Source organism: Pantoea sp. MBD-2R (assembly GCF_039134845.1).
Taxonomy (GTDB): domain Bacteria; phylum Pseudomonadota; class Gammaproteobacteria; order Enterobacterales; family Enterobacteriaceae; genus Erwinia.
Genome location: NZ_CP152417.1, coordinates 3,505,568 through 3,530,478, shown reverse-complemented (window position 1 = coordinate 3,530,478; position 24,911 = coordinate 3,505,568). Strand labels below are relative to the sequence as shown.

Below are 24,911 nucleotides of genomic sequence, written 5' to 3'. Positions count from 1 at the left end.
TTCCTTGTATCTCAATTGTCCTATGCTAGCGCCGTTTCCCTTTCAGGTCAGTCAAATGTCGCAACAGAAAGCGCATCTGCGCGCTAATGGTTTTACCTTTAAACAATTTTTTGTCGCTCACGATCGTTGTGCGATGAAGGTCGGCACGGACGGCGTGTTGCTGGGTGCCTGGGCGCCCGTAGCGGGTGCGACAAGCGTACTCGATATCGGCACTGGCAGCGGTTTGATTGCGCTGATGCTGGCGCAGCGTACTGCTGAAAACGTGCGGATCGAGGCTGTTGAGCTGGATGAACAGGCAGCCGGACAGGCGCGGGAAAACGCCGCGGCGTCAAAATGGGCCGATCGAATTACCGTTCATCAACACGATATTCGTCACTGGACGGAAAAATGTGAGCAGCGCTACTCGCTGATTGTCAGTAATCCGCCTTACTTTGTGCCTGGCGTGGAGTGCGCGACGCCGGAACGAGCGTCTGCCCGCTACACCACGGATTTGACGCACGATGTATTGCTGGGCTGCGCGGAAGCGCTGATCACGGAAGAAGGTTATTTCTGTGTGGTTTTGCCCGCCCCAGCCGGTAATGCGCTGGTGGAGCTGGCGTTACAGCGCGGCTGGCATCTGCATTTCCGTACCGACATCTCAGATAACGAAACGCGTCCGCCTAACCGCGTCTTGCTGGCGCTTTCCCCTAAACCGGGCGAGCAGTTTATTGACCGGATGACGATTCGTGGGCCCGATCAGCGCTATTCGGAAGCCCATTGCAGCCTGACCCGCGAGTTTTATCTGTTCCGCTAATCAGGGAACCAGAATGGTCGGCTTCGCTTCCGGCAGCCTGTTCGGGTAGTCCAGCGTGTAGTGCAGCCCGCGACTCTCTTTTCTCGCCATGGCGCTACGCACAATCAGCTCTGCCACCTGCACCAGATTACGCAACTCCAGCAGATTGTTAGAGATGCGGAAATTGGCATAGTACTCATCAATTTCCTGTTGCAGCAGGCTGATACGGCGCAGCGCGCGCTCCAGCCGCTTGGTGGTGCGCACGATGCCCACGTAGTCCCACATAAACAGTCGCAGTTCGTGCCAGTTATGCTGAATGATGACTCTCTCATCCGAATCGTCGACGCGGCTTTCATCCCAGGCTGGCAGGGTTTCTGCTAAAGGAACCTGCTGCAAATAATCATGGATGTCGCCGGCTGCTGACCAGCCGTAAACCAGGCACTCCAGCAGAGAATTGGAAGCAAGGCGGTTTGCGCCGTGCAAACCGGTATAGCTGACTTCGCCGATAGCGTATAAGCCAGTAACGTCGGTTCGCCCCTGTTGATTCACCATCACGCCGCCACAGGTATAATGCGCGGCGGGAACGATTGGGATGGGTTCTCTGGTCAGATCGATGCCCAGCGTTTGCAGCTTTTCATCAATCATCGGGAAGTGCGCCCGAATAAAATCGGCCGGTTTATGGCTGATATCCAGATACATACAGTCAGCGCCCAGCCGTTTCATCTCATGATCGATAGCCCGTGCCACGACATCCCGGGGAGCAAGCTCTGCCCGTGGGTCAAAATCCGGCATAAAGCGCGTGCCGTCCGGACGTTTCAGTAACGCACCTTCGCCTCGCAGCGCTTCTGTCAGCAGGAAATTTCTGGCTTCAGGATGGAACAGGCAGGTGGGATGAAACTGGTTAAACTCAAGATTGGCGACCCGGCATCCCGCCCGCCACGCCATGGCAATACCGTCACCGGAAGCCACATCAGGATTGGTGGTGTATTGATAAACCTTAGCGGCACCGCCTGTGGCTAATACCACAGCGCGAGCGCGGCAGGTCTCAACTTTTTCCCGTTTGCGGTTCCAGAGGTAAGCGCCTACCACGCGTCGTTCGCCAGGCAACCCGATTTTATCGGAAACGATCAGGTCGACCGCGTTGCTGCGTTCAATCAGGCGAATGTTGGGATGGCTCAGCGCCTGGCTGACCAGCGTGTTTTCAACCGCGCGTCCGGTTGCGTCCGCGCTGTGCAGAATGCGTCGGTGGCTGTGACCGCCTTCACGCGTCAGGTGATAGCGAGGATCGTGGGTGTCAGGGTTTTCTTTATCGAACAGCATGCCGTGGTCAATCAGCCATTGCACGCAATTCCGGGCGTTGCTGGCGATAAAGGAAACCGCTTCGCGATCGCAAAGCCCGCCGCCAGCGATTAGCGTATCTTCTACATGGGATTCAATGCTGTCGGTTTCATCGAAAACAGCAGCAATACCGCCCTGAGCATAAAACGTTGACCCTTCGCTAACCTGGCCTTTACTCAGCACGGTTACCTGATGATTTTCCGCCAGACGAAGCGCCAGTGAAAGACCGGCCGCGCCGCTCCCGATGATTAACACGTCACAACTGTATTCTGATGAAGAGGTCATAGTGTTTAATTTACTAAACAGGTTGTTTGTTGAGCATAACCGCAACTTCCCGGCGCGGTCACGCTTTTTTTGCGACCATTTGCGGTAAAAAACCCACGTCATGCGTGCAGAGTTGTCTGAGATTGCACTTATGGACTGGAATTATTACCCGCAGCGTTTACTATGCCGAACAGAAAGCGGGCCGCATGATTTTAAGATGAAAAAATGGGCTTCTTGGGGTACTCTGCGGCGTTGAAGGGGATCTTTTTGCGACAAAAGCAAAAACCGGCAGCGGACTATCCGTCATAACGCACAACAACAATCGCCGGTCCATCCTTACCTTCACAACATCACAAATATAATGGCGTAATGGAACTTTACTCATGATCATCAGTCTGAGCGCATGCTTGCTCGAAAAGTATGAGTTATTGCGGTTAGTTCTTAAACGCGTGGATAAAGATTTGGGGAGACATTACCTCGGATGAGCGAGCAGTTAACGGACCAGGTTCTCGTAGAGCGAGTCCAGAAAGGAGATCAGCGATCGTTCAATTTACTGGTAGTACGCTATCAGCATAAAGTGGCGAGCCTGGTTTCCCGCTATGTTCCCTCAGGAGATGTGCCTGATGTAGTGCAGGAATCATTTATTAAAGCCTATCGGGCGCTGGACTCTTTCCGTGGCGATAGCGCTTTTTATACCTGGCTCTACCGAATCGCCGTCAATACGGCCAAAAATTACCTTGTAGCTCAGGGGCGTCGTCCACCCGCCAGCGATGTGGATGCAAATGATGCGGAAAACTTTGAAAGTGCAGGTGCACTGAAAGAAATTTCGAACCCTGAGAACTTAATGTTGTCGGAAGAATTGAAACAGATGGTTTTTCGCACCATCGAGACGCTGCCTGAAGATCTGCGTATGGCGATCACTCTCAGGGAGCTGGATGGCCTGAGCTATGAAGAGATAGCCGCCATCATGGAGTGTCCGGTCGGTACGGTTCGTTCCCGTATTTTCCGCGCGCGCGAAGCCATTGATAATAAAATTCAACCGCTTATCCAACGCTAGCGATAGCGGCTAAAGGAAGGGTACTGAGGCATGCAGAAAGAACAACTTTCCGCTTTAATGGACGGCGAAACTTTGGATAACGAAGTTTTGACCGCATTGTCTGAAGACGCGACGCTGCAAAAAAACTGGGAAAGCTATCACCTGATTCGCGATACCCTGCGCGGCGATGTGGGACAGGTTATGCATTTCGATATTGCTGCCCGTGTGGCTGCCGCTATCGAAAATGAGCCATTGAAGAATACCACGCCGCTGATCCCTGAAGCGCAGCCAACGCCGGAACGCTATGGAAATATGCCGTTCTGGCACAAGGTGCGCCCATGGGCTGCGCAGATTACCCAGGTTGGCGTTGCGGCCTGTGTTTCTCTGGCGGTTATCGTCGGCGTTCAGCACTATAACCAGCCGCAGGAAGGGCAGAGCCAGTCAGATTCGCCGGTGTTCAATACGCTGCCGATGATGGGTCAGGCATCGCCTGTCAGCCTTGGCGTGCCTTCCGAAAGCGCGACTAACAGCAACGCGCCACAGCAGGTGCAGGATCAGCGTCGCCGCGTGAACGCAATGCTACAGGACTATGAATTGCAACGTCGTTTGCACTCCGATCGGCTGCAGTTTGAGCAGAGCCCGGATCAGCAAGCCGCTGTCCAGGTTCCCGGTAATCAGTCGTTAGGAATTCAGCAGCAGTAATGAAGCAGCTTTGGTGCGCCGTCAGCCTTATGGCTGGCAGCCTGATGTACTCCACGCTCGCCCCGGCGCAAACCACTTCCGGGGCGCTGTTGCAACAAATGGAGCAGGCCAGCCAGTCACTCAATTACGAACTCGCCTATATCAACGTCTCAAGGCTCGGGATCGAATCCTTACGCTTTCGTCATGCCGTGCTGGACAACAAAGTGTATGCCCAGCTGCTGCAAATGGACGGGCCGCGCCGTGAGATAATTCAGCGCGGCAGTGAAATCAGCTATTTTGAACCGGGCCTGGAACCTTTTACGCTGGCTGGTGAGCATATCGTCGACTCTTTGCCGTCGTTGGTTTTCGCCGACTTTAAGCAGCTGTCTGCCATTTATGACTTTGTCCCGGTTGGACGGACACGCATTGCCGATCAGATGTGTGAGGTGATCCGCATCGTGGCCCGCGATGGCACGCGTTATAGCTATATTGTCTGGCTGGATAGCGAGACAAGGTTGCCATTGCGCGTTGACTTACTCGACCGCGACGGTGAAACGCTGGAACAGTATCGCGTGGTCAGTTTTGCCGTGGACGAAGGCATCCGCAAAATGATGCAGAGCCTGGAAAAAGCCAGTCTGCCGCCTTCACTGTCGGTGCCGGTCAGCGACAAGGTCACCTTTAACTGGAAAGCAGGCTGGCTGCCCGGCGGCATGAAGGAGGTGACACAAAGTCGCCGACAAATTCCTTCACTTAATAAGCCGGTTGAGTCACGGCTGTACTCCGATGGCCTGTTCAGCTTCTCCATTAACGTCAGCATGGCGGATAAAAACAGCACCAATCAGCTATTGCGCACTGGGCGTCGTACGGTCGAGACGGTAATACGCGATAATGCTGAAATTACCGTGGTGGGCGAGCTTCCGCCATCAACGGCCAAGCGAATCGCTGACAGCATTACATTAGGTGCGAAAAAATGATGAGAGAATGGGCCACTGTGGTCTCCTGGCAAAACGGCGTCGCCACGCTGCATTCCGAACTGAAAACCTCGTGCAGCAGTTGCTCCGCGCGTAAAGGCTGTGGAAGCCATATGCTGAATAAGCTGGGGCCAAAAAACGCCCACGTGATGAAAATCACCAGCACCGAACCGCTCACTCCCGGCCAGCGTATTGAACTTGGCATTGAAGAGAAAAGTTTGCTCAGCTCAGCGCTGCTTGTCTATATGACGCCGCTGTTGGGGCTGTTTGTGGTTGCCGGCCTGTTTCAGATGCTGTTCCACAGCGATCTGGCGGCGGCAGCGGGGGCGCTGCTCGGTGGCATTGGCGGTTTTATCGTGGCTAAAGGGATTTCCAGCTACCTGGCAAAAGCCGCTTCATTCCAGCCGGTGATTTTGAGCGTTGCCTTACCGCCTGACGCGTTGCGCGTTGAGACGGATGCCTGATTGACTCACTGTCGTTCCGACGACGGTGAGTTTCCTTATTAAACCTCTCCCGACTCTCACTATCGCTGTCGGAAACTGCGTAAGCGCTTTATTACCGTATAGCATCTGTCGCTTTTAATTGCCCCGGAGAAAGGATTTTTCTCTCTTCAGTCCCACAGTGAACGTGAGTGGCGTTTTTGTCCGACGGACATGCCCGGTTGCGAATTTGATGGCGGCCAGGTATGTGAATTCTTTCGTGACGGGGGCTAACAGTGTAAGATGCGTGCTCATTGATGGCGGGTACATTGCAGTAAGTATTAACAGCTGTGTCCACCGCGAGAACTAAACCGAACGTTTAAGCGAAAATATTCATATAAATGAAGCATATAAGAAACTTTTCTGTCATCGCTCATATCGACCACGGCAAATCAACGCTCTCTGACCGTTTGATTCAGATTTGTGGTGGCCTCACCGAACGTGAAATGGCAGCCCAGGTACTGGACTCCATGGATCTTGAACGTGAACGCGGCATTACCATTAAGGCGCAGAGCGTAACGCTCGACTATCACGCGCCGGACGGTGAAACTTACCAGCTCAATTTTATCGATACCCCGGGCCACGTGGACTTCTCCTATGAAGTTTCGCGCTCGCTGGCGGCTTGTGAAGGTGCACTGCTGGTGGTCGACGCCGGGCAGGGTGTGGAAGCACAGACACTGGCCAACTGCTATACCGCGATGGAAATGGATCTGGAAGTGGTACCGGTGCTGAACAAGATCGATCTGCCTGCGGCCGATCCCGATCGCGTTGCGCAGGAGATTGAAGACATCGTGGGTATCGACGCCACCAATGCTGTACGTTGCTCAGCGAAAACGGGCGTGGGCGTACCGGACGTGCTTGAACGTTTAGTGCGTGATATTCCGCCGCCGGAAGGCGATCCGGAAGGGCCGCTTCAGGCGCTGATCATCGACTCCTGGTTCGATAACTACCTGGGCGTCGTTTCGCTGGTACGTATTAAAAACGGTACGATGCGCAAAGGCGAAAAAATCAAGGTGATGAGTACCGGCCAGGTCTACAATGCTGACCGCCTGGGTATTTTCACGCCGAAACGTGTCGATCGCGACGTATTGCAATGTGGTGAAGTAGGCTGGTTAGTCTGCGCCATCAAAGATATTTTGGGCGCGCCGGTAGGGGATACGCTGACGCTTGCGCGCAACCCTGCCGAAAAAGCGTTACCGGGCTTTAAAAAAGTGAAGCCGCAGGTTTACGCCGGTCTGTTCCCAATCAGTTCTGACGACTATGAAGCCTTCCGCGACGCGCTGGGCAAACTGAGCCTGAACGATGCCTCACTGTTCTATGAGCCAGAAAGCTCCACCGCGCTGGGCTTCGGTTTCCGCTGTGGCTTCCTGGGTCTGCTGCATATGGAGATCATTCAGGAGCGTCTGGAGCGTGAGTACGATCTCGAACTGATCACTACCGCACCGACCGTGGTGTATGAAGTTGTGACGACAGATAAACAGGTTGTCTACGTTGACAGCCCGGGCAAACTACCGCCGCTGAACAACATCGAAGAGCTGCGCGAGCCGATTGCCGAGTGTCACATGCTGCTGCCGCAGGAGTTTTTGGGCAACGTGATTACCCTGTGTATCGAGAAACGTGGCGTGCAGACCAACATGGTTTACCACGGTAACCAGGTGGCGCTGACCTATGAAATCCCGATGGCGGAAGTGGTTCTCGACTTCTTTGACCGTCTGAAATCCACCTCACGCGGCTATGCGTCACTGGATTACAACTTCAAACGCTTCCAGGCTTCCAACATGGTGCGTGTCGATGTGTTGATTAACTCCGAGCGCGTTGATGCGCTGGCACTGATCACCCACAACGATAATGCGCCGTACCGTGGCCGTGAGCTGGTTGAGAAGATGAAAGACCTGATCCCGCGTCAGCAGTTTGATATCGCGATTCAGGCGGCTATCGGCAATCACATTATTGCCCGTTCCACCGTAAAGCAGCTGCGTAAAAACGTCCTGGCGAAATGCTACGGCGGCGACGTCAGCCGTAAGAAAAAACTGTTACAGAAACAGAAAGACGGTAAGAAGCGCATGAAGCAGGTCGGCAACGTTGAGCTGCCGCAGGAAGCGTTCCTTGCCATTCTCCATGTCGGTAAAGACAGTAAATAAAACCTTAGGCTAAGAGGGAACTGGAATGGCTAATATGTTCGCCCTGATACTGGCGATAGCAACGCTCATTACCGGCATTATCTGGTGTGTGGATAAAGTTAAGTGGGCTCCGGCCCGCAAAGCGAAACGGGCTGAGGCGACTGCGCAGGCAGGAACGACGGATAAAAAAGAGCAGCCAGGCTGGATCGAAACGGCTGCATCGGTATTTCCGGTGCTGCTGCTGGTGTTCGTGGTGCGTTCATTTATCTACGAGCCTTTCCAGATCCCGTCCGGATCGATGATGCCAACGCTGCTGATTGGTGATTTCATCCTGGTTGAGAAATTTGCTTACGGCATCAAAGATCCGATTACGCAAACGACGCTGATCCCAACCGGTCATCCGCAGCGCGGTGATATTGCGGTGTTTAAATATCCGAAAGATCCGAGCATGGATTATATTAAACGTGTTGTCGGTTTGCCGGGCGATCGGGTGACTTACGATCCGCAAAGCAAGACCGTAACGATTAATCCAGCTTGTGCTTCCGATGAAAATTGCAATCGGGCGCTGCCAGTAACCTATTCTGACGTGCAGCCGAGCGATTTTATTCAGACCTTTAGCGGTTTTGATGGTAACGAAGCGGGCAACGGCTTCTACCAAAAACCGCAGGGCGAGACACTGCGCGGGGGCCTGCGTCTGGCAACCCGTAATGAAACGCTGGGTGACGTGACGCACCGCATTCTGTTGGTCACGCAGGCGCAGAGCCAGGCAAGCTCGTATTACCAGCAGCCGGGCCAGCCGCAATCTACCTGGGTTGTTCCTGACGGAATGTATTTCATGATGGGCGACAACCGCGATAACAGCGCGGACAGTCGTTACTGGGGCTTTGTACCGGAGAAAAATCTGGTCGGTAAAGCCACCGCCATCTGGATGAGCTTTGAAAAGCAGGAAGGGCAATGGCCAACCGGCGTTCGCCTGAGCCGCATTGGCGGTATTCATTAATAGCGTTCTGACGCTATAGCTAAACGGGTGGTCTCCTTGCGGAGGCCACTGCACACGAAACAGTCTCGTGTTGGCGCGTCCAGCCCTGTTCCGTGTGCAGCATAATTGACGCATTCAGATATTGGTAACACATGAACCCCATCGTAATTAACAGGCTCCAGCGGAAGTTGGGCTACACTTTTACCCATCAGGAACTGTTGCAGCAGGCGCTCACTCACCGCAGCGCCAGCAGTAAACACAACGAAAGATTGGAATTCCTGGGCGATTCTATCCTCAGCTACGTGATCGCTAACGCGCTTTACCACCGTTTTCCTCGCGTGGATGAAGGGGATATGAGCCGGATGCGCGCCACGCTGGTGCGCGGCAACACGCTGGCCGAGATGGCCCGCGAGTTCGATCTGGGTGAATGCCTGCGCCTTGGACCAGGCGAATTAAAAAGCGGCGGTTATCGTCGTGAGTCCATCCTGGCCGATACTGTCGAAGCGCTGATTGGTGGCGTTTTCCTGGATAGCGATATCCAGACAGTGGAGCAGCTGATCCTCAACTGGTACGCCAGTCGTCTTGAGCAGATCAGCCCAGGTGACAAACAGAAAGATCCAAAAACGCGTCTGCAGGAGTATCTGCAGGGTCGTCACTTGCCGCTGCCCTCCTATCTGGTGGTGCAGGTGCGTGGCGAAGCGCATGACCAGGAATTTACTATCCACTGCCAGGTAAGCGGCATGGCAGATCCGGTTGTTGGAACCGGCTCCAGCCGCCGTAAAGCTGAGCAGGCAGCGGCCGAACAGGCGCTGATTAAGCTGGGACTTGAATGAGCGAACAAACCACCCATTGCGGCTTTATTGCTATCGTAGGCCGCCCAAACGTCGGGAAATCCACACTGCTGAACCAGCTTCTGGGGCAGAAGATCTCGATCACCTCGCGTAAGCCGCAAACTACGCGTCACCGTATTATGGGCATCCACACCGAAGGCGAATACCAGGCCATTTATGTGGATACCCCCGGCCTGCATATGGAAGAAAAGCGGGCAATTAACCGCCTGATGAACCGTGCAGCCAGCAGCTCTATCGGCGACGTTGAGCTGGTGATTTTCGTTGTGGACGGCACGCGCTGGACCGCTGACGATGAAATGGTGTTGAACAAGCTGAAAGACGGCAAAGTGCCGGTGCTGTTAGCGATCAACAAAGTGGATAACATTACTGATAAAAGCGTTCTGCTGCCGCATATGCAGTTCCTGAGCCAGCAGATGAACTTTATGGACGTGGTGCCGATCTCAGCTGAAAGCGGTAAAAACGTTGATACCATCGCCAGCATCGTGCGTAAGCGCCTGCCGGAAGCGGTACATCACTTCCCGGAAGACTACATCACCGATCGCTCACAGCGTTTTATGGCTTCAGAAATGATCCGTGAAAAGCTGATGCGTTTCCTTGGTGCCGAGCTGCCGTATTCCGTGACGGTTGAAATCGAGCGTTTTGTGACGAACGAACGCGGTGGTTACGACATCCACGGTTTGATTCTGGTTGAGCGTGAAGGCCAGAAGAAAATGGTGATTGGCAATAAAGGCGCCAAGATCAAAACCATCGGTATTGAAGCGCGTAAAGACATGGAAGAGATGTTCGAAGCAAAAGTGCATCTTGAACTGTGGGTGAAAGTGAAGTCCGGCTGGGCAGATGATGAACGTGCTCTGCGTAGCCTGGGCTATGTAGACGACCTCTAATCGTGATGGAAGGCTGGCAACGCGCATTCGTCCTGCATGGACGCCCTTACAGCGAAACCAGCCTTCTGCTCGATCTCTTTTCTGAAAACTACGGTCGAATTCGGGTGCTGGCTAAAGGCGCCCGCAGCAAGCGCTCCAGCCTGAAAGGCGCTTTGCAACCCTTTACGCCGCTGCTGGTTCGCTGGGGCGGGCGTGGCGAGGTGAAAACCCTGCGCGGTGCCGAACCTATCTCTCTTGCGCTTCCTCTTTCTGGTATCACGCTCTACTGCGGCCTGTACGTTAACGAACTATTGGCCCGCGTCCTGGAGCAGGAAACCGCATTTACTGAACTCTTCTTTGATTATCTGCACTGCATTCAGGCACTGGCAGCCGCCGAAGGCTCGCCTGAACCCGCGTTACGCCGTTTTGAGCTGGCGATGCTTGGCCATCTTGGCTACGGCGTGGATTTTCTGCATTGCGCCGGAAGCGGAGAAGAAGTGGCGGATGAAATGACCTACAGCTATCGGGAAGAAAAAGGCTTTATTGCCAGCCTGGTGACGGGCCATAAAACGTTTACCGGTCGTCAGCTGCGTGCGCTGGAAGAACGTACTTTTCCCGATGTCGATACGCTGCGGGCAGCAAAACGGTTTACCCGCATGGCCCTGAAGCCTTATCTGGGCGGTAAACCGCTCAAGAGTCAGGAACTTTTTCGCCAGTTTGTGCCGAAAAAACGCGCAAATACGCCGCCAGTCGCTGAGTAATCGAGCAGGCCCATTCCGGTGAACGCGCGGAAAGAGGTACACTGTAAAGACGATGCATAATTCTGAGGACCGTCATGGCTGAGTTACTGTTAGGCGTTAATATCGACCACGTTGCGACCGTGCGTAATGCACGCGGCACTCATTATCCCGATCCGGTCCAGGCCGCGTTTGTCTCTGAGCAGGCGGGTGCCGATGGTATCACCGTTCATCTGCGTGAAGACCGCCGCCACATCACCGATCGCGATGTGCGTATCCTGCGCCAGACTATTCAGACCCGTATGAATCTTGAGATGGCCGTCACCGATGAGATGATCGATATCGCCTGCGAGATCAAACCGCATTTTTGCTGCCTGGTGCCGGAAAAACGTGAGGAAGTCACGACGGAAGGCGGGCTGGACGTGGCCGGCCAGCTGGAAAAAATCACCGTAGCCGTATCACGTCTGAAAGAAGTGGGCATTCAGGTTTCCCTGTTTATCGATCCCGACCATCAGCAAATTGATGCCGCGCTGGCATCTGGCGCACCTTATATCGAAATTCATACCGGTGCCTATGCTGAAGCGGAAGAAGGACGGGAACGCGATGCCGAATTCAGACGCATTAAAGATGCTGCCGTCTATGCTGCTGGCAAAGGCCTGAAGGTGAATGCGGGTCACGGCCTGACCTACCACAATGTGCAGCCCATCGCTGCGCTGCCGCAAATGCACGAGCTCAATATCGGCCACGCCATTATTGGCCGGGCGGTGATGAGCGGCCTGGCGGATGCCGTTAGCGAAATGAAAGCCCTTATGCGGGAAGCGCGTCGCTAATGGCTATCCTCGGTCTTGGCACCGACATCGTGGAAATCGCCCGTATCGAAGGGGTGATTTCCCGTTCCGGCGACAGGCTGGCAAAGCGTGTGCTGAGTGAAAACGAATGGTCGCAGTACCAGAAACATCAGCAGCCGGTGCGTTTTTTGTCCAAACGTTTTGCGGTCAAAGAGGCAGCAGCCAAAGCCTTTGGCACCGGCATCCGTGGCGGACTGGCCTTTAATCAGTTTGAAGTTTATAACGATGAGTTGGGCAAGCCCGGCCTGCGTTTTTTTCAGCAGGCGGCTGAAGTGGCCAGGAAGCTGGGTGTGGTAAGCGTTCATGTTACGCTGGCGGATGAACGACACTATGCCTGCGCAACCGTGATTATCGAAAGCTGAAGTGAAGAGGGCGAAAGCGATTTCGCTCTTTTAGTTCTGTGCTATTCGCCCGCCAGGCATTTCACCATGAGCGCCACGGCCATGTCTGTTCAGGATACGGCGTGATGCAGAACGACAAACTTTTCCCACAGCAGCTCATTGCTTTCAATATGCGCCGGGTCGGTCACGATGGTGTTGTCGATAGGGCAAACCTGCTGACAGGTGGGAGTATCGTAATGGCCCACGCACTCTGTGCAGCGGTTAGCATCAATCTGATAAATCTCATCGCCCATGGAGATGGCCTGGTTGGGGCATTCAGGCTCGCACATATCGCAATTGATACAGCGTTTGGTGATCAGTAAAGCCATATTGAGAAATACCCTCAGAAGAAGAAGGGGCGTAATTTACCATAATGGCCTGCTATTCCCAATATCGCTTTCCGCAACCGATCCTCACGGATGCCACAAAGAGGATTTGGCGATCCCGGCAACATACTGCATTTTCGTCACGTCCTGCACGGCAATGCGGATCGGTGCATGATCTTCGTTCACCGGTAAAAGGTGATAAAAACCATCCCGCTTAAACAGATACGTTTTAACCATCACCTCGCCGTTGTTAGTCACTACCAGGACTTCATCGCCCGGATGAAAACTCTGGTTTGGCTCAACGATAACAAATTCCCCTTCCTTAATACGCGGCATCATCGAATCACCCACGCACTTTAGCGCATAAACTTCATGATCGCCCGAGGGCCAGCGCAAAAAACCATCTCCATTACCAACAGGGTATTGCATATCGCTCCAGTAGCCGCCATGGCCAAGTTGTGTATTTCCTAATACGGGCACTTTGTGCAACGTCACCGCCTGAAAACCCGCTGCGTTTTCTATCGACGCCTGGCTCTGTCCCGCTTCCAGACTGTGTTCTGTCAGGTCGAGAGTCGAGATGTGAAAGTAATCGGCCAGGCTTTTCAACGTGGTGTACTTAGGATCTTTGACTTCACCCGTCAGCAGCCGATGCAGCGTGGACTGCTGTAAATTCACTTTTTTTGCCAGTTCAGTGACGCTACTAATCTCATCTCTTTCCATCAAGTATTTGATATTACTGTTAAAAATTTCCATGTCAAAGATCATTTTTTTACCCTGTCGGTATGATTAGCCTCGTTTTAATGCGTTTTTGCATTGTTAAAGCGTTTTTGAATTGATGAATAATGCATTTTAGTATAGCTTGTAATGTATGTCATGTCGCCATTGCATGACGGCGATACCCAACTCAATCTGAAAGGAGGTCAATGAATGCGCGATATACAAAAAGTGTTGGAACGGTGGGGTGGCTGGGCTGCGGCCGAAGGTACACAGCTGGACTGGTCTCCAGTTGCAGCGGGTTTTAAAGGGTTGCTACCCGACGAGCGGCGAAGCCGACTTTCCTGTTGTGATAATGACGGTACGATCGTAGATTCCGCCATTGCAAAGCTGAATAAAGTCGGGCGCAGTGAAGAAGTTGAGCTGATAATGCTGCACTATTTTTATAACCTCTCAAAGTCTGCCATTGCCCGCAAAAAGAAATGTTCTGAAGGCAAAATAAGAAACCAGCTAATGATTGCCGAAACCTTTATTGACGCCTGTATTATTATGAGTGATGCCGAATTAGAAATGGATGCCTGGGTATAATGCATCAGCATCGAACTTTCCATAATGAAAAAAAATCCTTATAGGGATTAATAACTCTCCTTGTTGCTCAGGTAGCAGAAAGATGCTTGTAAGAGCGATTACATATGTGCATTTTCGATAAAAATACAGATGAAAAAAATTTTCAAAATTTAATATGAAAAGGCTTTTCGTTACGAAATTGATCAAGTAACTTAGTAGCATGAGATTTGCATCAACAACGTAGTGATTCATTAATCGCACGCCATACCAGTTATGGCGTGCGTTTTTTATTGCGCGTTTTATGGTTGATTAACAGACTATAAAATCTTGTGAAAAAAAATTGAGAAAGTGCTTTTCGTAACGAATTTTAAGTCGTAATGTAGCAGCATGAAATAAACAATTGATAAACAGTAAGCCTCGTCAATAAAATTAAATGCATGATAAAAAGCCTCGCAAATGCGAGGTTTTTTTATGCCTAAAAACAATACGGAATCCAAGGGATCCCAAACACAACCTGCAAAAAGTGAGGCATTAATGAAAAGTAAGATGATTTCTCAAACTAAAGATTTTGACTATAACGACCAAAAGTACAGGCTGTTTATTTCTTATAATAAACAACATAGCGATCTGTTTCAGCCACTCTATTACCTGGATGCCAATACCCAGTCAGACGTGATGTTGCAAAACAATAATGAAACTGACGGTGCCAGCATTTTATATGTAGGGATTGGCTATCAGGATGGCGTTGACCCGCTGGTGGCACGCGCTAAAGACTATACCATCCCGGCAGAAGGGGAAGAATATGCTCAGGGCGGCGGGGCGGAAAATTTCTATCAGTTTATTTCGCAATGCGTTATACCCTGGATAAACAGTGAGTTTGATATCGATACTGAAAAACAAACGCTGAGCGGGCACTCTTATGGCGGAATGTTTGCGCTGTATGTTGCGCTAAATCATCCACAGACGTTTCAAAATTACGTTGCGGCAAGTCCTTCAATCTGGTGGGGTAAAGGGATTCTTATTCCACAGGGTCAGTTGCAACTTGATGCCAGCATTAATGTTTTAGCGCTGATGATTGGTGAATATGAAGAAATCGTCTCCCCCTACTCGAATGAAGCAGAGAAAGAACGAATTGAAATGATCAATGCCGATGCACAACTGCGGTGTCGTAATCTTGCTGTGCGCTTAATCAGTAACGAACAGCGATGTGATTTTATTTTTTGTCCGGGCCGTCGTCATGGTGGGGTAATTAAGGATTATGCAAAAATAGCTAATATTATTGCAGGTCAGAAACCTCAAAATGATGGGCTCTAGCACGAATAATAACATTTCCGTTGTGGGCAATACCTTCGGGGTAACACTGGTTTGATTTCCTCTGCGAAAAGGCATTCGGTGAGTGCCTTTGTCAGAGTCAATATGCCGTAAACCCGGCAGTAAAAACAATCATCACCCATCCCACGATGAGAAATATAAGCATGTTTCCACAAGAACCTGGTTTCTGGGCCAGCGTAATGCTATGGCTCTATAGTCATAAAACTGAATGGGGTTATGCCGGTATCGCAGGCATGTTTTCCCTTTTACGCAGTGCCTGTGCAAAAAGTCCCTGGAGCAAACGGGCACTCGATGCTGTTTCATGCAGCGCGCTGGCATTCTTTGCGGCACCCACGCTTCAGGTTGTTGGCGCACTGCTTCACTGGAATGTCCCTGATGCTGCGGCTCAGGTCTTAGCCGTTTATATTGGCTATATAGGTAACGATTATATCAGCGAAAAATTACGCTGGTGGATCTCTCGTAAAACAGGAGGTATGGATGGAACTTAGCCGTAATGGCAAAGAATTTATTAAACGCGAGGAGGGTCAAAAATTAACGGCCTATCTCGATAGCCGTGGTATTCCCACCATAGGCGTGGGGCATACAGGAAACGTTGGCGATAATCCGGTTACTGCTGGCATGAGCATCACCGCTGAAACGTCGGATCAATTGCTTACTCAGGACTTAGGCTGGGTGCAGCGCACCATTAATAATAACGTCAGGGTCACGCTCACGCAGAATCAATATGATGCCTTATGCAGTTTGGTTTTCAATATTGGCGCCAGGGCTTTTATTTCTTCAACCGTACTACAACGAGTAAACCGTTCAGACTATAAAGAGGCTGCCGAAGCCATGCTGATGTGGAAGCGGGCGGGAAAAGATTCAGCTGCTTTACTGCCTCGCAGGCGACGCGAATATGCGCTTTTTATGTCGTGACGGTAATAAAAAACTATCGGGATCATACAACTATTAATTGAAAGGAATAAAGATGATTGAAGTCAATTCATTTGCACAATTACGCACCACAAAACCGTCCGCTTCGGGCGAAATCGCGATGTTGAAACGCTATTACGACGGCGACGCCACTTTCCAGGGCGGCGGGCGTTTTGTCGGCTTTATCGATGCATCATACAGTTCATCGAACGATGATAGCGGTACTGTCGCTGTTGCTACCGGAGGCGGTTATTACTGGAAGCGCATTATTGATGACGTTAATGCCATTAACATCTATCACTTCGGCGGCAAGCGTCTGCGCGGCGACACCAATTTTGATGCCGACAACGGAACGGTAAACCAGGCTGCCTGCATTAGCATGTTTAAATGGGCCCAGGGATTTTCTTCTCCGGTCAGCAATGTAAAAAAGAATCCGCTACATGGCTTGGGCATTCGTTTCCCGGCCGGGAAGTTTATCGTTAACCCGGTAGATTTAACCAGCGACGACGAAATCAACTATTTCTCACTGTACGGTGATGATTGCGAATATGGCGTTTCGCCACGCACCATTATTGTCTCCGACAAATCCACTTCAACGGTGTTTAAGGTCAATGCGCGCCGTACGGCGATCCGCGGTATTTTCTGGGATGGTCAGGCGACTGCCGACGTCACGACTAACACCGATGTCATCACCCCGGCAATGGTCAGCAATACCCAGCCATTTTTTGAAAATACGGTGATTGAAGGGGAGTTTGTTAATATTACCTGCTGTCGCATCGAAAACATCGGCGGCTCGGCGTTTAAATTGTTGGATACGCTGGATACAAAACTCGACCAGATTTATACCAACACCACCTACGCCCGGGTTTTTGATATCCAGTGGTCAGATTCCGTGATCGGTAAGTGGGATCATTCAACAGCGGTAGAACTCACTAACGCAAACTTCCAGCTTGGCTATGCGGATGCGACGCTTTACATGCCGCGCATGACTCAGGGCTTAATACGTAATGTCTGGATTGAGCACACGCGATACCCGGGCGATTTAAGCAACGGCCAGTGGATTATTGATGGTCTGAGTATTGAATCTTCCGATAATCCTTTAAAGCTGAATTATACCAAAGCCCTTATCCGTGCCCTGAGTTTGCAAAGCGGTGCCACCGTGGATATGACCAAAACCGGCACCGCCTGGCTTTCCGGTTTCGACCAGGGCTGGCGACGCGATGAAAACTACGGCACGGTAATGACTGGCTCGATGAAAGCGGGCTGGTATTCGGGCTATCGCGTCAGTAATACCTCAACGGAAGATAAATGGTTCCGCGTCGGCAAATTCTTTTTCCCGAATGCGAACCAGCACTGGCATATCGAGATGCATGGCAAAGCGCTGCGCGATACCGCGACCTCACCGGCAGCCGCGCCGCTACTGACCAACGTGTGCGGCAAGGCCTATCTCAATTTATATCGCGGTGCCAGTTCGGTGGGAGGCAACGTGCATTATGAAGGTGATTCAGGCGTCATTGATTGCCTCGTCCGCTCCACCAGTAATAGCAACGGATCGTATGGCGAAGCATGGATTAAGCTCAAGGCACAGTGTGGCGACGTGGTGGTAAACCTCAAATCCAACGGACCGACGCGTTTTGAAGCGGGAGAATGCTCACTTTTCAGCGCCGACTTCTCAGAAGTCACTGATTTGGATACTAAAAACCGCGTCACCCTCTCCACGGTGATGAATTATCACAATGGCGCGGCAGGTATCGGCTTCGACAGCGGTGTGGTGACATTAGCCAGTGAGGTAGCGGATGCTCCGGCTGCTTCAGCGGCACCTGCCGGTTACATTACCGTTAAAATTAACGGCGTAAACCGCAAGCTTGCTTATTTCTGATTGTTGAATCTGGAAAACCGTAGCGGATATCCAGCCGTACCAATTTTATTAACAGGAAAAAAGGAGAAAATGACTGAGCGCTAAAGTCCTTTGGATCGGCTTTATATTTTTACTTCTTTGCTTTGCGGTATTAATAAAAGCCGCATTCTATTACCACTCGCAATATCTCACTGCACAAGCGCAGCTTAAACAGCAGCAGGTGCAGCTGACAGATATTCAGTATCGGCTAAAGGAGGTGGCCTCTCTTGATAAAAAATATGCTGAACAACGGCAAAAAGCGGCGGCGACGGTTAGCCAGCTTGAGCACGATGTTGCTGCTGGTCAGCGCAGGTTGCAGCTCGCCGCCAGCTGCTCGCCCTCAAACAGTCCCCGCGCCGCCCGCGTGGATGATGGAGAGCGCCCCAGACTTAATGACGCCGCTCAACGGCATTATTTCACTCTCAGAGAAAGGATCGACACTGCCCGTCTCCAGATAGCCGGTTTACAGAGCTATATCCGCGAGCAGTGCCTGAAATAAAAGCCGTTTTCAAAATTAATAAGGAGGTGCTTTGACTGATAACAGCAGTAAAGCGGCTGGCTGGCTAACGCCGGTCAGTGACGCCCCGGCCTATGACACATTACTGGAAGAGCAAATAAGAGAAGGGATCCTCGGCATAACTGGTTTACCCGATAACCGCGTCGCCGTGGTTGAAGGCAGCGAACCGCCATCGTGGCAAACCGATGAATCAGGCTGCTCTTTTATCATTATGCAAATATCCGCCGCAGGCGCGCCGGTTATTACTCATCAGCAGGAGGAAAATAGCGAATTATGGCGTGAAGAAATCATTCAATGCGTACTGCATTTTTATGGCCCTTCCGCCCAGAAATATGCCACGCGATTCCGTGATGGCAGTGAGCTGTCACAAAACAGAGAAGAATTAAACGTTCACGCACTGAATATTCAGAGCTGCAGTGAAATAACGACCGTTATTGATGTCGTTAATGACGTAAAAACTCGCCGTTATGATTTGACGGTAAATCTGGTTCGTAAAGTCATCCGTCTATACGGAATTAATACACTGGTGGAAGCACCCGTTAACTTTTTTGGAGAATAAAAGATGCCACAAGGATTACCTTTATCCGGTATTGTCAATGTTGATGTGATTATGTCACCCACAGCTACAACCGGCCGTAATTTTGGTTCAATGCTCATTTTAGGCAACTCGACGGTTATTCCGTTAACAGAACGCCTGCGCCTCTATACTGCCGCTGCGGATATTGCTGCTGATTTCGGTATTGATTCCGCGGAATATCAGGCAGCAGCCGTGTATTTCGCTCAGTCGCCACAGCCACAGCAACTTTATATCGGTCGTTGGGCAACCACGCTGGCCACCGGTGAGGAAGGAAAGGCAGAAACGCTGGCTGAAGCGGTAAATGCCGCGCTTGATTACGCCAGCTGGTATGGCCTGGCCGTTGCCGCCGCCAGTGATACCACGGTAACGGATGACGATATCCTGGCTGCGGCGGCGGCAATTGAATCCGCCAGTCAGAGCCGTGTTTTTGCTGTTACCTCAGGCAGTGAAGAGATCCTTAGTAAAACCTCGACTACCGATCTTGCTTCCAGGCTTAAAGCAGCCGGCTATGCGCGAACCTTTATTCAGTACTCCACGAAAAGCCGCTTTGCAGCGATTTCAGCCTTTGCCCGTGCCTTCACCGTAAATTTCAGCGGCAGCAATACTACGCTGACCCTGAAGTTCAAAACGGAGCCGGGCGTAACTTATGAAACCCTGACCGCCACTCAGGCAGTTACGCTGGAAAGCAAGCGTGTCAATGTTTACATCCTGTTTGCTAACGACAGCGCCATTCTGCAACAGGGCGTGATGACAAACGGCGACTTCTTTGATGAGCGCCACGGCCTGGACTGGTTGCAGAACTACGTGCAGACCAATTTATTCAACCTGCTCTATACCTCGACCAGCAAAATTCCCCAGACGGAAGCGGGCATTACCCGCCTGATGGGCAACGTCGAGGCGTCAATGGACCAGGCCGTCACCAACGGGCTGGTTGCGCCGGGTATCTGGAACGGCAGCGATATGGGCCAGCTGAGCGCAGGCGATACCCTGACCAAAGGCTATTACGTCTACGCGCAGCCGCTGGCTACACAGTCTCAGGCCGATCGTGAAGCCCGTAAAGCGCCGCTGATTCAGGTGGCTTGTAAACTGGCCGGTGCCGTGCACTACGCCGATGTTCAGATTAACGTTGTTCGCTAAGGAAATAATAATGACTGCTTATTCATTTATGGATGTAACCGCCTCTTTTATCGGTCCGGGAATGGTATTTGATTTGGGAAGCGGCTCGGGTAATTCTGAGGAAGGGATCACGGTTGCCATGAGCGGCATCAAAAACACCATGACGCTGGGGATTGATGGCGAAGGGATGAACTCCTTGCTGCCTGGGAAATCAGGGACGGTGACAATTAACCTGCTACAGACTTCGCCGGCAAATAAAAAGCTGTCGCTGGCTTATAACGCACAAAGTCAGTCTTCAGCCAGCTGGGGCAATAACATTATTGTTATTCGCAACAACGCCTCAGGCGAAGTCATTACTGCTCGTGGCGTGGCATTCCAGAAACTGCCCGATCGCAAGTTTGCGAAAGAGGGCGGCACTTCCGCCTGGGTTTTTGACTGTATCAAAATCGATATCATGCCGGGAGAATATTAATTTATGGAAGTTGACATTGCCGACGTTAATTACCGCATCGCGAAGCTGGATGTTTTCCAACAGCTGAAAGTTTCCCGCAAATTACTGCCGCTGCTGGCCGGGATGTTATCGGATGTGGGAACGCTTAAAGCCGCTGCGGCTGAAGGCGACTTATATAAAGCGCTGGAAAAAACGCTGCCGACGATTGCGCAAACGCTGGCCGACATGAGCGAAGAAGATACCCATGCGATTCTGCATCCCTGCCTTTCGGTGGTGTCACGGCAGCAGGCGAAAGGCTGGGCACCGATCTTTTCTCAGGGCGTGCTGATGTTTGACGATCTGGATCTGGTCACCATGCTGAAGCTGGTTATGCGGGTAGTGGAGGATTCGCTGGGAAGTTTTTTGCCCGAACTCCCCGTCAGTCCCGGTGCGGCCCAGCCAGCGAGCTGACCCTCGAAACGCTTCCTGATGGGGAAGATTTTCTGATGCGCCCGGTGGATGCCGGGTTTATCAGCTACACCGCGCTTAAAGACGGCTCGGTCGATCTGGCGGACATTGCCCGTCTGAACGACTGGCTGGATTTGAAAGCGGAGAATCACTACCGCATCGCTCAATGGAAACAGGCTAATGAACGCTGAAAACAGCAACAATTTTCCGCTGGTGCTGGAAAATCAGCTGACGGCAGAGGTCGCCAGCTGGCAGAAACTGCAGCAAATCGTTGAGGATCCCGCTGTTTCGGACAGCGACCAGGCATCAAAAACGCTGGATCTGCAAAAAATCAGGCAGTCCGTGGCAAAAGCCGGCAACGCGTTGGTGAACTATATCGATCGTTTTGCCAGTCGGCTGGAGCAGCTGGGGCAGAGGGCACAAAACGCCGGCGTGGAAGCTGGCGATTTAAAAGCGCTTGAATATGGCGCCGCGCAAAGCGGACTGAGTAATGAATCGCTGGCCAAAGCTGTTGGTGCGCTTAAAACGCCCGGTGCCGAAACGCTCCTTAACCGCCTGGGGGTCGCCACCGCTGATGCCAACGGTCAAAAACGCGCGGAGAGCAGCGTTTTTAATGACCTTGGCAACAGTCTTGGCGCAATGCCTGAAGCCCAGGCGGTGCAAACGGCGCAGCAGTTGGGGCTTGCCCCTGACGTACTGGCCGCTATGCAGCAAGGATTAGGCAAATTCATCACCGACTACAACCACATCTCCGCGTCGTTCGACGTGAATATGACGGATGCCGTCTCCGGTGCCGATCGTTTTATGGGGGCGAGACGTAAGTTTGATGAGGTTGTTGAACTGCTGCAAACCAAAAGCAGTGCGCGTCTGAACGATGGCCTGGCGGACTCCTTTGATCGTCTCAGCCAGCGGCTGATCGATAACGCGCCCGATCTTCAGCGCGTTATTGACGGCGTGGTGAGCGCGCTTCTTTGGCTGGCAGAAGTTGGAGAGCGGGTGGTCATTCGCCTTGTGCAGGCCGCTGCCGATCTCAGCCGCTGGTGGGATTCGCTCGATGGCGCTACGAAACAGCTGCTTATCTCGCTTGGCGCAGTTACCGCTGCCTGGTTAGTGCTGAACAGCGCATTTCTGATGTCGCCGTTAGGCATCGTATTAGCGCTGGCGGGCGCGCTGTTTGCCCTCTACGACGACTACAAAACCTGGCAGGAAGGGGGAAAAAGCCTGATTGACTGGGATTCATGGGCGCCGGGCATTCAGGCAGCGAAAACGGCGATTGGCTGGCTGATCGACAAAATCGCTAAATTAAGCCAGGGCACGCTGGACTGGAAAAGCGGCATGCAGGCGCTGGCCGACTTTGTCTCCGGAAACTGGTCGCCGACGATGATTAACGCCGTGAAAAGCGTCAAAGAATACTTCAACAGTTTCTTTGCCGACATCGCAAATAAACTGGCTGACGGCCCGGCGTGGACGCTATTAAGGAAACTCCACATCCTGACGGATAAAGACACCGAAGACATGATCCATTTTATGAGCAACATGTTTGGTGGAGATGATAAAGCGTCGGCAGGTTCCGCAAGCCAGGCGAACAGGCAAATTTTCAATCCGACTTATCTCAGCAACGCGATGGCGACTATTAATGCCACGGGTAACGATCGCATGCTGTGGCAAAACGCGCTGATGCAACCCGCCGGGCCAGGGATCCAGCAGGAGACCAATATTCACCTGCATGGCGTCAGCGATCCTCAGGCTGCGGCTAAATATGTTGAACGCAGTCAGTTCGACGTGAATTCACTGTTGGTACAGAAACTGGCCAGGAGGGCAGTGTAATGCAATCTTTATCAACGCTTTTTCTGCCGCAGCGACGGCAAATTGGCTTACTGATCCCTGACGTAGTGACCAGCGAGAGCCACACGGACGTGCTAACCCTTACCAGCCATCCGGTTGAAAATGGCACAAATATTTCCGATCACGCTTATCTGACCTCGCCTACCGTCAAGATGGACATTGGCTTTTCCAGCGGCGGTTCGCTGGTGGATTTTTGGGATAGCCGCCAGTTGGGTGTGGGCCAGGGGCTTAGCCCAACCGAGATCTACCAAAACCTGCTGGAGATGCAGAAAAACAGAAACCTGCTGGACGTGGTGACCGGTAAACGTCTGTATAGCAACATGTTAATCAGCCATCTCAACGTCACCACGGCGGCCAATAGCGAACACGTTCTTTTCGCCTCGCTAACGCTGACTGAAGTAATCATTGCCGATACGGATAACCGATCCAGCGCGGCTAAAGAGAATATGCAGCAGGGCGTAGCGACCTCGGCCGTGCAGAACAGCGGCAAAAAAGTCACTAAGCAGACCTCCAGCCTGTCGTTAACAGGAGGTGGCTGATGGTCATTGCAGAAATCCCGTTAACGCCTGAGAACCAGCTTTTTGCCCTGTCACAAAATAACGTCGGTTATAAAATGCGGCTTATCTGGCGCGGTGACAGCTGGGTTCTGGATCTGCTGGACGACAGCGAGGCGGATATTATTACCGGCATTCCGCTGGTAACCGGTATCGACCTGCTGGAACAGTATGCCTGGCTGGACTTGGGCTTTGGTCTGAGGGTGCTCACTGACGAGAGTAGCGGTGAGGCACCGAATCAGTTCAGCCTCGGCTATACCAGCCATCTTTGCATTGTGACGGGGTCATTATGAGCGCTAACTGGATGCGTTATTTTGACCTGGTCATCGACGGCAATAACGGCAAGTCGCTGCGCCTGAACGATTTTAAAGTCACCTTTCAGATTACCAGCGACGTCACTAAAAACGGCAGCGAAGCGAAAATTACCGTTTATAACCTTAAACAATCAACCTGCAATGCGATTATGAAAGGAGAATATACCCGGCTGAAAATTGTTGCGGGTTATTCAGGCATTGCGCCTGACGTCGACAGCAGCCAGGTTGGCAAAGTTTATAACGTTCCGGCGTGGCAGGCAGGGCAGGCGCGGGGAATGAACTATGGCGAGATCTTTAGCGGCGAAATCCGCTATGCCTTCAGCGGCAAAACAAACCAGGATACGACGCTGGTTATTCAGGCGCTGGATGGCCATCAGGCGATGCTGGAAACCACGCTTAATACTACGCTGGCAGCCGGCCATAGCGCTGAATCACTGCTGGCGTTAACCCTGCGGAACTTTAATCCCTTTGGGATAACGGCTGGCGTAACCGGCGCGATGCCGCCAACCCGCTTTCCCCGGGGGAAAGTGTTATATCAGGCCGCGCATCAGGTGATGGATAATATTGCTGCTCAGTGTCGGGCCAGCTGGCAGTTTGTTGACGGCAAGCTCCAAATGGTGCCGGAAGATAACTATCTTCAGCAGCAGGTGGTGCTTAACAGCCAGTCTGGCCTGATTGGCGCGCCGAAGCTGCTGATGACCGGGGTCGAGCTAAAATGTTTGATAAATCCAAATATTCGCCTGCATGGAACGGTGCAGGTCGATCAGGCAATGCTGATGCAGGCCTGGCGATCTACCGAAGAGGCCGTTAAACCGGCAAAAGCGGCTGACGGCACCGTTAATAAAACCGACCAAAAGCTCGCCGATATTACTGCTGATGGCACTTATATTGTTAACGGCATCAGCTGTAACGGAGATACCAGAGACACAGCCTGGTATATGACCTTAACCTGCATCCCGCGAGATAAGCAGACGCCGCTTCCGTCTGGCGCCTCCTAATTCAAAGATGATGCCTTACCCGCGC

At 52.1% G+C, this 24,911-nt stretch carries 30 protein-coding genes; 27 read left to right on the top strand and 3 right to left on the bottom strand.

The annotated features are described in order from the left end of the window. Positions 1-55: 55 nt before the first annotated feature. A complete protein-coding gene (locus tag AAGQ96_RS16185) occupies positions 56-793 on the top strand; it encodes a tRNA1(Val) (adenine(37)-N6)-methyltransferase (RefSeq protein ID WP_342754052.1) in 738 nt (245 codons plus the stop codon). On the opposite strand, the gene nadB is transcribed toward AAGQ96_RS16185, so the two are convergent. Beyond that, a complete protein-coding gene (gene nadB / locus AAGQ96_RS16180) occupies positions 794-2,395 on the bottom strand; it encodes an L-aspartate oxidase (RefSeq protein ID WP_342754051.1) in 1,602 nt (533 codons plus the stop codon). A gap of 460 nt (positions 2,396-2,855) precedes the next feature. On the opposite strand from nadB, the gene rpoE reads away from it, so the two are divergent. From rpoE to acpS, 11 genes are all read left to right on the top strand, one after another. Further along, the gene (gene rpoE / locus AAGQ96_RS16175; protein WP_147199310.1) at positions 2,856-3,431 is read left to right on the top strand and encodes an RNA polymerase sigma factor RpoE; all 576 of its coding nucleotides are present in this window, start codon (positions 2,856-2,858) and stop codon (positions 3,429-3,431) included. Positions 3,432-3,461: 30 nt separating this feature from the next. Next, complete coding sequence (rseA, locus tag AAGQ96_RS16170; protein WP_147199309.1) at positions 3,462-4,112, top strand: anti-sigma-E factor RseA; 651 nt, start codon at positions 3,462-3,464, stop codon at positions 4,110-4,112. Continuing rightward, complete coding sequence (gene rseB, locus AAGQ96_RS16165) at positions 4,112-5,065, top strand: sigma-E factor regulatory protein RseB (protein ID WP_342754050.1); 954 nt, start codon at positions 4,112-4,114, stop codon at positions 5,063-5,065. The genes rseA and rseB overlap by 1 nt, the downstream gene beginning before the upstream one ends. Further along, positions 5,062-5,526: a SoxR-reducing system protein RseC gene (gene rseC / locus AAGQ96_RS16160; protein WP_147199305.1), complete on the top strand. Its 465-nt coding sequence runs from the start codon at positions 5,062-5,064 to the stop codon at positions 5,524-5,526. The genes rseB and rseC overlap by 4 nt, the downstream gene beginning before the upstream one ends. A 356-nt stretch (positions 5,527-5,882) precedes the next feature. Beyond that, positions 5,883-7,682: a translation elongation factor 4 gene (gene lepA, locus AAGQ96_RS16155; protein ID WP_342754049.1), complete on the top strand. Its 1,800-nt coding sequence runs from the start codon at positions 5,883-5,885 to the stop codon at positions 7,680-7,682. Between the two features lie 25 nt (positions 7,683-7,707). Then, positions 7,708-8,661, top strand: a complete 954-nt coding sequence (gene lepB, locus AAGQ96_RS16150; RefSeq protein WP_147199301.1) for a signal peptidase I — start codon at positions 7,708-7,710, stop codon at positions 8,659-8,661. A gap of 131 nt (positions 8,662-8,792) precedes the next feature. Then, the gene (gene rnc / locus AAGQ96_RS16145) at positions 8,793-9,473 is read left to right on the top strand and encodes a ribonuclease III (protein ID WP_342754048.1); all 681 of its coding nucleotides are present in this window, start codon (positions 8,793-8,795) and stop codon (positions 9,471-9,473) included. Further along, complete coding sequence (gene era / locus AAGQ96_RS16140; protein WP_147199298.1) at positions 9,470-10,375, top strand: GTPase Era; 906 nt, start codon at positions 9,470-9,472, stop codon at positions 10,373-10,375. The genes rnc and era overlap by 4 nt, the downstream gene beginning before the upstream one ends. Positions 10,376-10,380: 5 nt before the next feature. Further along, positions 10,381-11,115 carry a DNA repair protein RecO gene (recO, locus tag AAGQ96_RS16135; protein ID WP_147200660.1) on the top strand — a complete coding sequence of 245 codons (735 nt, stop codon included), beginning with the start codon at positions 10,381-10,383 and terminating at the stop codon, positions 11,113-11,115. 74 nt (positions 11,116-11,189) lie between these two features. Next, positions 11,190-11,921 (top strand): pyridoxine 5'-phosphate synthase, encoded by a 732-nt coding sequence (gene pdxJ, locus AAGQ96_RS16130; RefSeq protein ID WP_342754047.1) that lies wholly within the window; start codon positions 11,190-11,192, stop codon positions 11,919-11,921. After that, positions 11,921-12,301, top strand: a complete 381-nt coding sequence (gene acpS / locus AAGQ96_RS16125; RefSeq protein ID WP_147199294.1) for a holo-ACP synthase — start codon at positions 11,921-11,923, stop codon at positions 12,299-12,301. The genes pdxJ and acpS overlap by 1 nt, the downstream gene beginning before the upstream one ends. Before the next feature lie 89 nt (positions 12,302-12,390). Here the strand turns inward: acpS and AAGQ96_RS16120 are convergent, their stop codons facing one another. Further along, on the bottom strand, positions 12,391-12,648 hold the full coding sequence (locus tag AAGQ96_RS16120; RefSeq protein WP_147199292.1) for a YfhL family 4Fe-4S dicluster ferredoxin: 258 nt from the start codon (positions 12,646-12,648) through the stop codon (positions 12,391-12,393). An 84-nt stretch (positions 12,649-12,732) separates the two neighbouring features. Beyond that, positions 12,733-13,398: a S24 family peptidase gene (locus AAGQ96_RS16115; RefSeq protein ID WP_342754046.1), complete on the bottom strand. Its 666-nt coding sequence runs from the start codon at positions 13,396-13,398 to the stop codon at positions 12,733-12,735. Positions 13,399-13,572: 174 nt separating this feature from the next. On the opposite strand from AAGQ96_RS16115, the gene AAGQ96_RS16110 reads away from it, so the two are divergent. The 15 genes from AAGQ96_RS16110 to AAGQ96_RS16040 all read left to right on the top strand — a co-directional run bounded on the left by AAGQ96_RS16110 (position 13,573) and on the right by AAGQ96_RS16040 (position 24,886). Next, positions 13,573-13,947 (top strand): antiterminator Q family protein, encoded by a 375-nt coding sequence (locus tag AAGQ96_RS16110; RefSeq protein ID WP_147199287.1) that lies wholly within the window; start codon positions 13,573-13,575, stop codon positions 13,945-13,947. A 450-nt stretch (positions 13,948-14,397) separates the two neighbouring features. Continuing rightward, the gene (locus AAGQ96_RS16105) at positions 14,398-15,240 is read left to right on the top strand and encodes an alpha/beta hydrolase-fold protein (protein WP_342754045.1); all 843 of its coding nucleotides are present in this window, start codon (positions 14,398-14,400) and stop codon (positions 15,238-15,240) included. Between the two features lie 161 nt (positions 15,241-15,401). Further along, a complete protein-coding gene (locus AAGQ96_RS16100) occupies positions 15,402-15,746 on the top strand; it encodes a phage holin family protein (protein WP_147199281.1) in 345 nt (114 codons plus the stop codon). Next, the gene (locus AAGQ96_RS16095) at positions 15,736-16,173 is read left to right on the top strand and encodes a lysozyme (protein WP_342754044.1); all 438 of its coding nucleotides are present in this window, start codon (positions 15,736-15,738) and stop codon (positions 16,171-16,173) included. Before AAGQ96_RS16100 ends, AAGQ96_RS16095 begins: the two co-directional genes overlap by 11 nt. A gap of 52 nt (positions 16,174-16,225) precedes the next feature. Next, positions 16,226-18,049, top strand: coding sequence for an amylovoran biosynthesis protein AmsF (locus tag AAGQ96_RS16090; protein ID WP_342754043.1), 1,824 nt, complete (start codon positions 16,226-16,228; stop codon positions 18,047-18,049). A 199-nt stretch (positions 18,050-18,248) separates the two neighbouring features. Next, positions 18,249-18,566 carry a lysis system i-spanin subunit Rz gene (locus AAGQ96_RS16085; protein ID WP_342754042.1) on the top strand — a complete coding sequence of 106 codons (318 nt, stop codon included), beginning with the start codon at positions 18,249-18,251 and terminating at the stop codon, positions 18,564-18,566. Positions 18,567-18,597: 31 nt separating this feature from the next. Further along, a complete protein-coding gene (locus AAGQ96_RS16080; RefSeq protein WP_147199270.1) occupies positions 18,598-19,143 on the top strand; it encodes a hypothetical protein in 546 nt (181 codons plus the stop codon). Between the two features lie 3 nt (positions 19,144-19,146). After that, complete coding sequence (locus AAGQ96_RS16075) at positions 19,147-20,298, top strand: DUF3383 family protein (protein ID WP_342754041.1); 1,152 nt, start codon at positions 19,147-19,149, stop codon at positions 20,296-20,298. Between the two features lie 10 nt (positions 20,299-20,308). Further along, complete coding sequence (locus tag AAGQ96_RS16070; protein ID WP_147199265.1) at positions 20,309-20,749, top strand: phage protein; 441 nt, start codon at positions 20,309-20,311, stop codon at positions 20,747-20,749. A 3-nt stretch (positions 20,750-20,752) separates the two neighbouring features. Next, complete coding sequence (locus tag AAGQ96_RS16065; RefSeq protein WP_147199263.1) at positions 20,753-21,178, top strand: phage tail assembly chaperone; 426 nt, start codon at positions 20,753-20,755, stop codon at positions 21,176-21,178. A gap of 35 nt (positions 21,179-21,213) precedes the next feature. Beyond that, positions 21,214-21,366: an NTP pyrophosphohydrolase gene (locus tag AAGQ96_RS16060; RefSeq protein ID WP_147199261.1), complete on the top strand. Its 153-nt coding sequence runs from the start codon at positions 21,214-21,216 to the stop codon at positions 21,364-21,366. Then, a complete protein-coding gene (locus AAGQ96_RS16055) occupies positions 21,356-23,002 on the top strand; it encodes a hypothetical protein (RefSeq protein ID WP_342754040.1) in 1,647 nt (548 codons plus the stop codon). Before AAGQ96_RS16060 ends, AAGQ96_RS16055 begins: the two co-directional genes overlap by 11 nt. After that, the gene (locus AAGQ96_RS16050; RefSeq protein ID WP_342754039.1) at positions 23,002-23,559 is read left to right on the top strand and encodes a phage baseplate protein; all 558 of its coding nucleotides are present in this window, start codon (positions 23,002-23,004) and stop codon (positions 23,557-23,559) included. The genes AAGQ96_RS16055 and AAGQ96_RS16050 overlap by 1 nt, the downstream gene beginning before the upstream one ends. After that, positions 23,559-23,867, top strand: a complete 309-nt coding sequence (locus AAGQ96_RS16045) for a hypothetical protein (protein ID WP_147199256.1) — start codon at positions 23,559-23,561, stop codon at positions 23,865-23,867. The genes AAGQ96_RS16050 and AAGQ96_RS16045 overlap by 1 nt, the downstream gene beginning before the upstream one ends. Next, on the top strand, positions 23,864-24,886 hold the full coding sequence (locus AAGQ96_RS16040; RefSeq protein ID WP_147199254.1) for a hypothetical protein: 1,023 nt from the start codon (positions 23,864-23,866) through the stop codon (positions 24,884-24,886). The genes AAGQ96_RS16045 and AAGQ96_RS16040 overlap by 4 nt, the downstream gene beginning before the upstream one ends. The last annotated feature ends 25 nt before the right edge of the window (positions 24,887-24,911 follow it).

Excerpts from the sequence above, each read along its gene's own strand:
- AAGQ96_RS16105 (WP_342754045.1), top strand. The coding sequence starts at position 14,398 with ATGCCTAAAAACAATACGGAATCCAAGGGATCCCAAACACAACCTGCA.
- rseC (WP_147199305.1), top strand. The coding sequence starts at position 5,062 with ATGATGAGAGAATGGGCCACTGTGGTCTCCTGGCAAAACGGCGTCGCC.
- AAGQ96_RS16095 (WP_342754044.1), top strand. The coding sequence starts at position 15,736 with ATGGAACTTAGCCGTAATGGCAAAGAATTTATTAAACGCGAGGAGGGT.
- AAGQ96_RS16055 (WP_342754040.1), top strand. The coding sequence starts at position 21,356 with ATGAACGCTGAAAACAGCAACAATTTTCCGCTGGTGCTGGAAAATCAG.
- AAGQ96_RS16090 (WP_342754043.1), top strand. The coding sequence starts at position 16,226 with ATGATTGAAGTCAATTCATTTGCACAATTACGCACCACAAAACCGTCC.
- pdxJ (WP_342754047.1), top strand. The coding sequence starts at position 11,190 with ATGGCTGAGTTACTGTTAGGCGTTAATATCGACCACGTTGCGACCGTG.
- AAGQ96_RS16185 (WP_342754052.1), top strand. The coding sequence starts at position 56 with ATGTCGCAACAGAAAGCGCATCTGCGCGCTAATGGTTTTACCTTTAAA.
- AAGQ96_RS16050 (WP_342754039.1), top strand. The coding sequence starts at position 23,002 with ATGCAATCTTTATCAACGCTTTTTCTGCCGCAGCGACGGCAAATTGGC.
- AAGQ96_RS16070 (WP_147199265.1), top strand. The coding sequence starts at position 20,309 with ATGACTGCTTATTCATTTATGGATGTAACCGCCTCTTTTATCGGTCCG.
- rpoE (WP_147199310.1), top strand. The coding sequence starts at position 2,856 with ATGAGCGAGCAGTTAACGGACCAGGTTCTCGTAGAGCGAGTCCAGAAA.
- AAGQ96_RS16100 (WP_147199281.1), top strand. The coding sequence starts at position 15,402 with ATGTTTCCACAAGAACCTGGTTTCTGGGCCAGCGTAATGCTATGGCTC.
- acpS (WP_147199294.1), top strand. The coding sequence starts at position 11,921 with ATGGCTATCCTCGGTCTTGGCACCGACATCGTGGAAATCGCCCGTATC.
- lepA (WP_342754049.1), top strand. The coding sequence starts at position 5,883 with ATGAAGCATATAAGAAACTTTTCTGTCATCGCTCATATCGACCACGGC.
- rseB (WP_342754050.1), top strand. The coding sequence starts at position 4,112 with ATGAAGCAGCTTTGGTGCGCCGTCAGCCTTATGGCTGGCAGCCTGATG.
- AAGQ96_RS16115 (WP_342754046.1), bottom strand. The coding sequence starts at position 13,398 with ATGGAAATTTTTAACAGTAATATCAAATACTTGATGGAAAGAGATGAG.
- AAGQ96_RS16065 (WP_147199263.1), top strand. The coding sequence starts at position 20,753 with ATGGAAGTTGACATTGCCGACGTTAATTACCGCATCGCGAAGCTGGAT.
- AAGQ96_RS16075 (WP_342754041.1), top strand. The coding sequence starts at position 19,147 with ATGCCACAAGGATTACCTTTATCCGGTATTGTCAATGTTGATGTGATT.
- rnc (WP_342754048.1), top strand. The coding sequence starts at position 8,793 with ATGAACCCCATCGTAATTAACAGGCTCCAGCGGAAGTTGGGCTACACT.
- lepB (WP_147199301.1), top strand. The coding sequence starts at position 7,708 with ATGGCTAATATGTTCGCCCTGATACTGGCGATAGCAACGCTCATTACC.
- AAGQ96_RS16045 (WP_147199256.1), top strand. The coding sequence starts at position 23,559 with ATGGTCATTGCAGAAATCCCGTTAACGCCTGAGAACCAGCTTTTTGCC.
- AAGQ96_RS16040 (WP_147199254.1), top strand. The coding sequence starts at position 23,864 with ATGAGCGCTAACTGGATGCGTTATTTTGACCTGGTCATCGACGGCAAT.
- era (WP_147199298.1), top strand. The coding sequence starts at position 9,470 with ATGAGCGAACAAACCACCCATTGCGGCTTTATTGCTATCGTAGGCCGC.
- rseA (WP_147199309.1), top strand. The coding sequence starts at position 3,462 with ATGCAGAAAGAACAACTTTCCGCTTTAATGGACGGCGAAACTTTGGAT.
- AAGQ96_RS16120 (WP_147199292.1), bottom strand. The coding sequence starts at position 12,648 with ATGGCTTTACTGATCACCAAACGCTGTATCAATTGCGATATGTGCGAG.
- recO (WP_147200660.1), top strand. The coding sequence starts at position 10,381 with ATGGAAGGCTGGCAACGCGCATTCGTCCTGCATGGACGCCCTTACAGC.
- AAGQ96_RS16110 (WP_147199287.1), top strand. The coding sequence starts at position 13,573 with ATGCGCGATATACAAAAAGTGTTGGAACGGTGGGGTGGCTGGGCTGCG.
- nadB (WP_342754051.1), bottom strand. The coding sequence starts at position 2,395 with ATGACCTCTTCATCAGAATACAGTTGTGACGTGTTAATCATCGGGAGC.
- AAGQ96_RS16060 (WP_147199261.1), top strand. The coding sequence starts at position 21,214 with ATGCGCCCGGTGGATGCCGGGTTTATCAGCTACACCGCGCTTAAAGAC.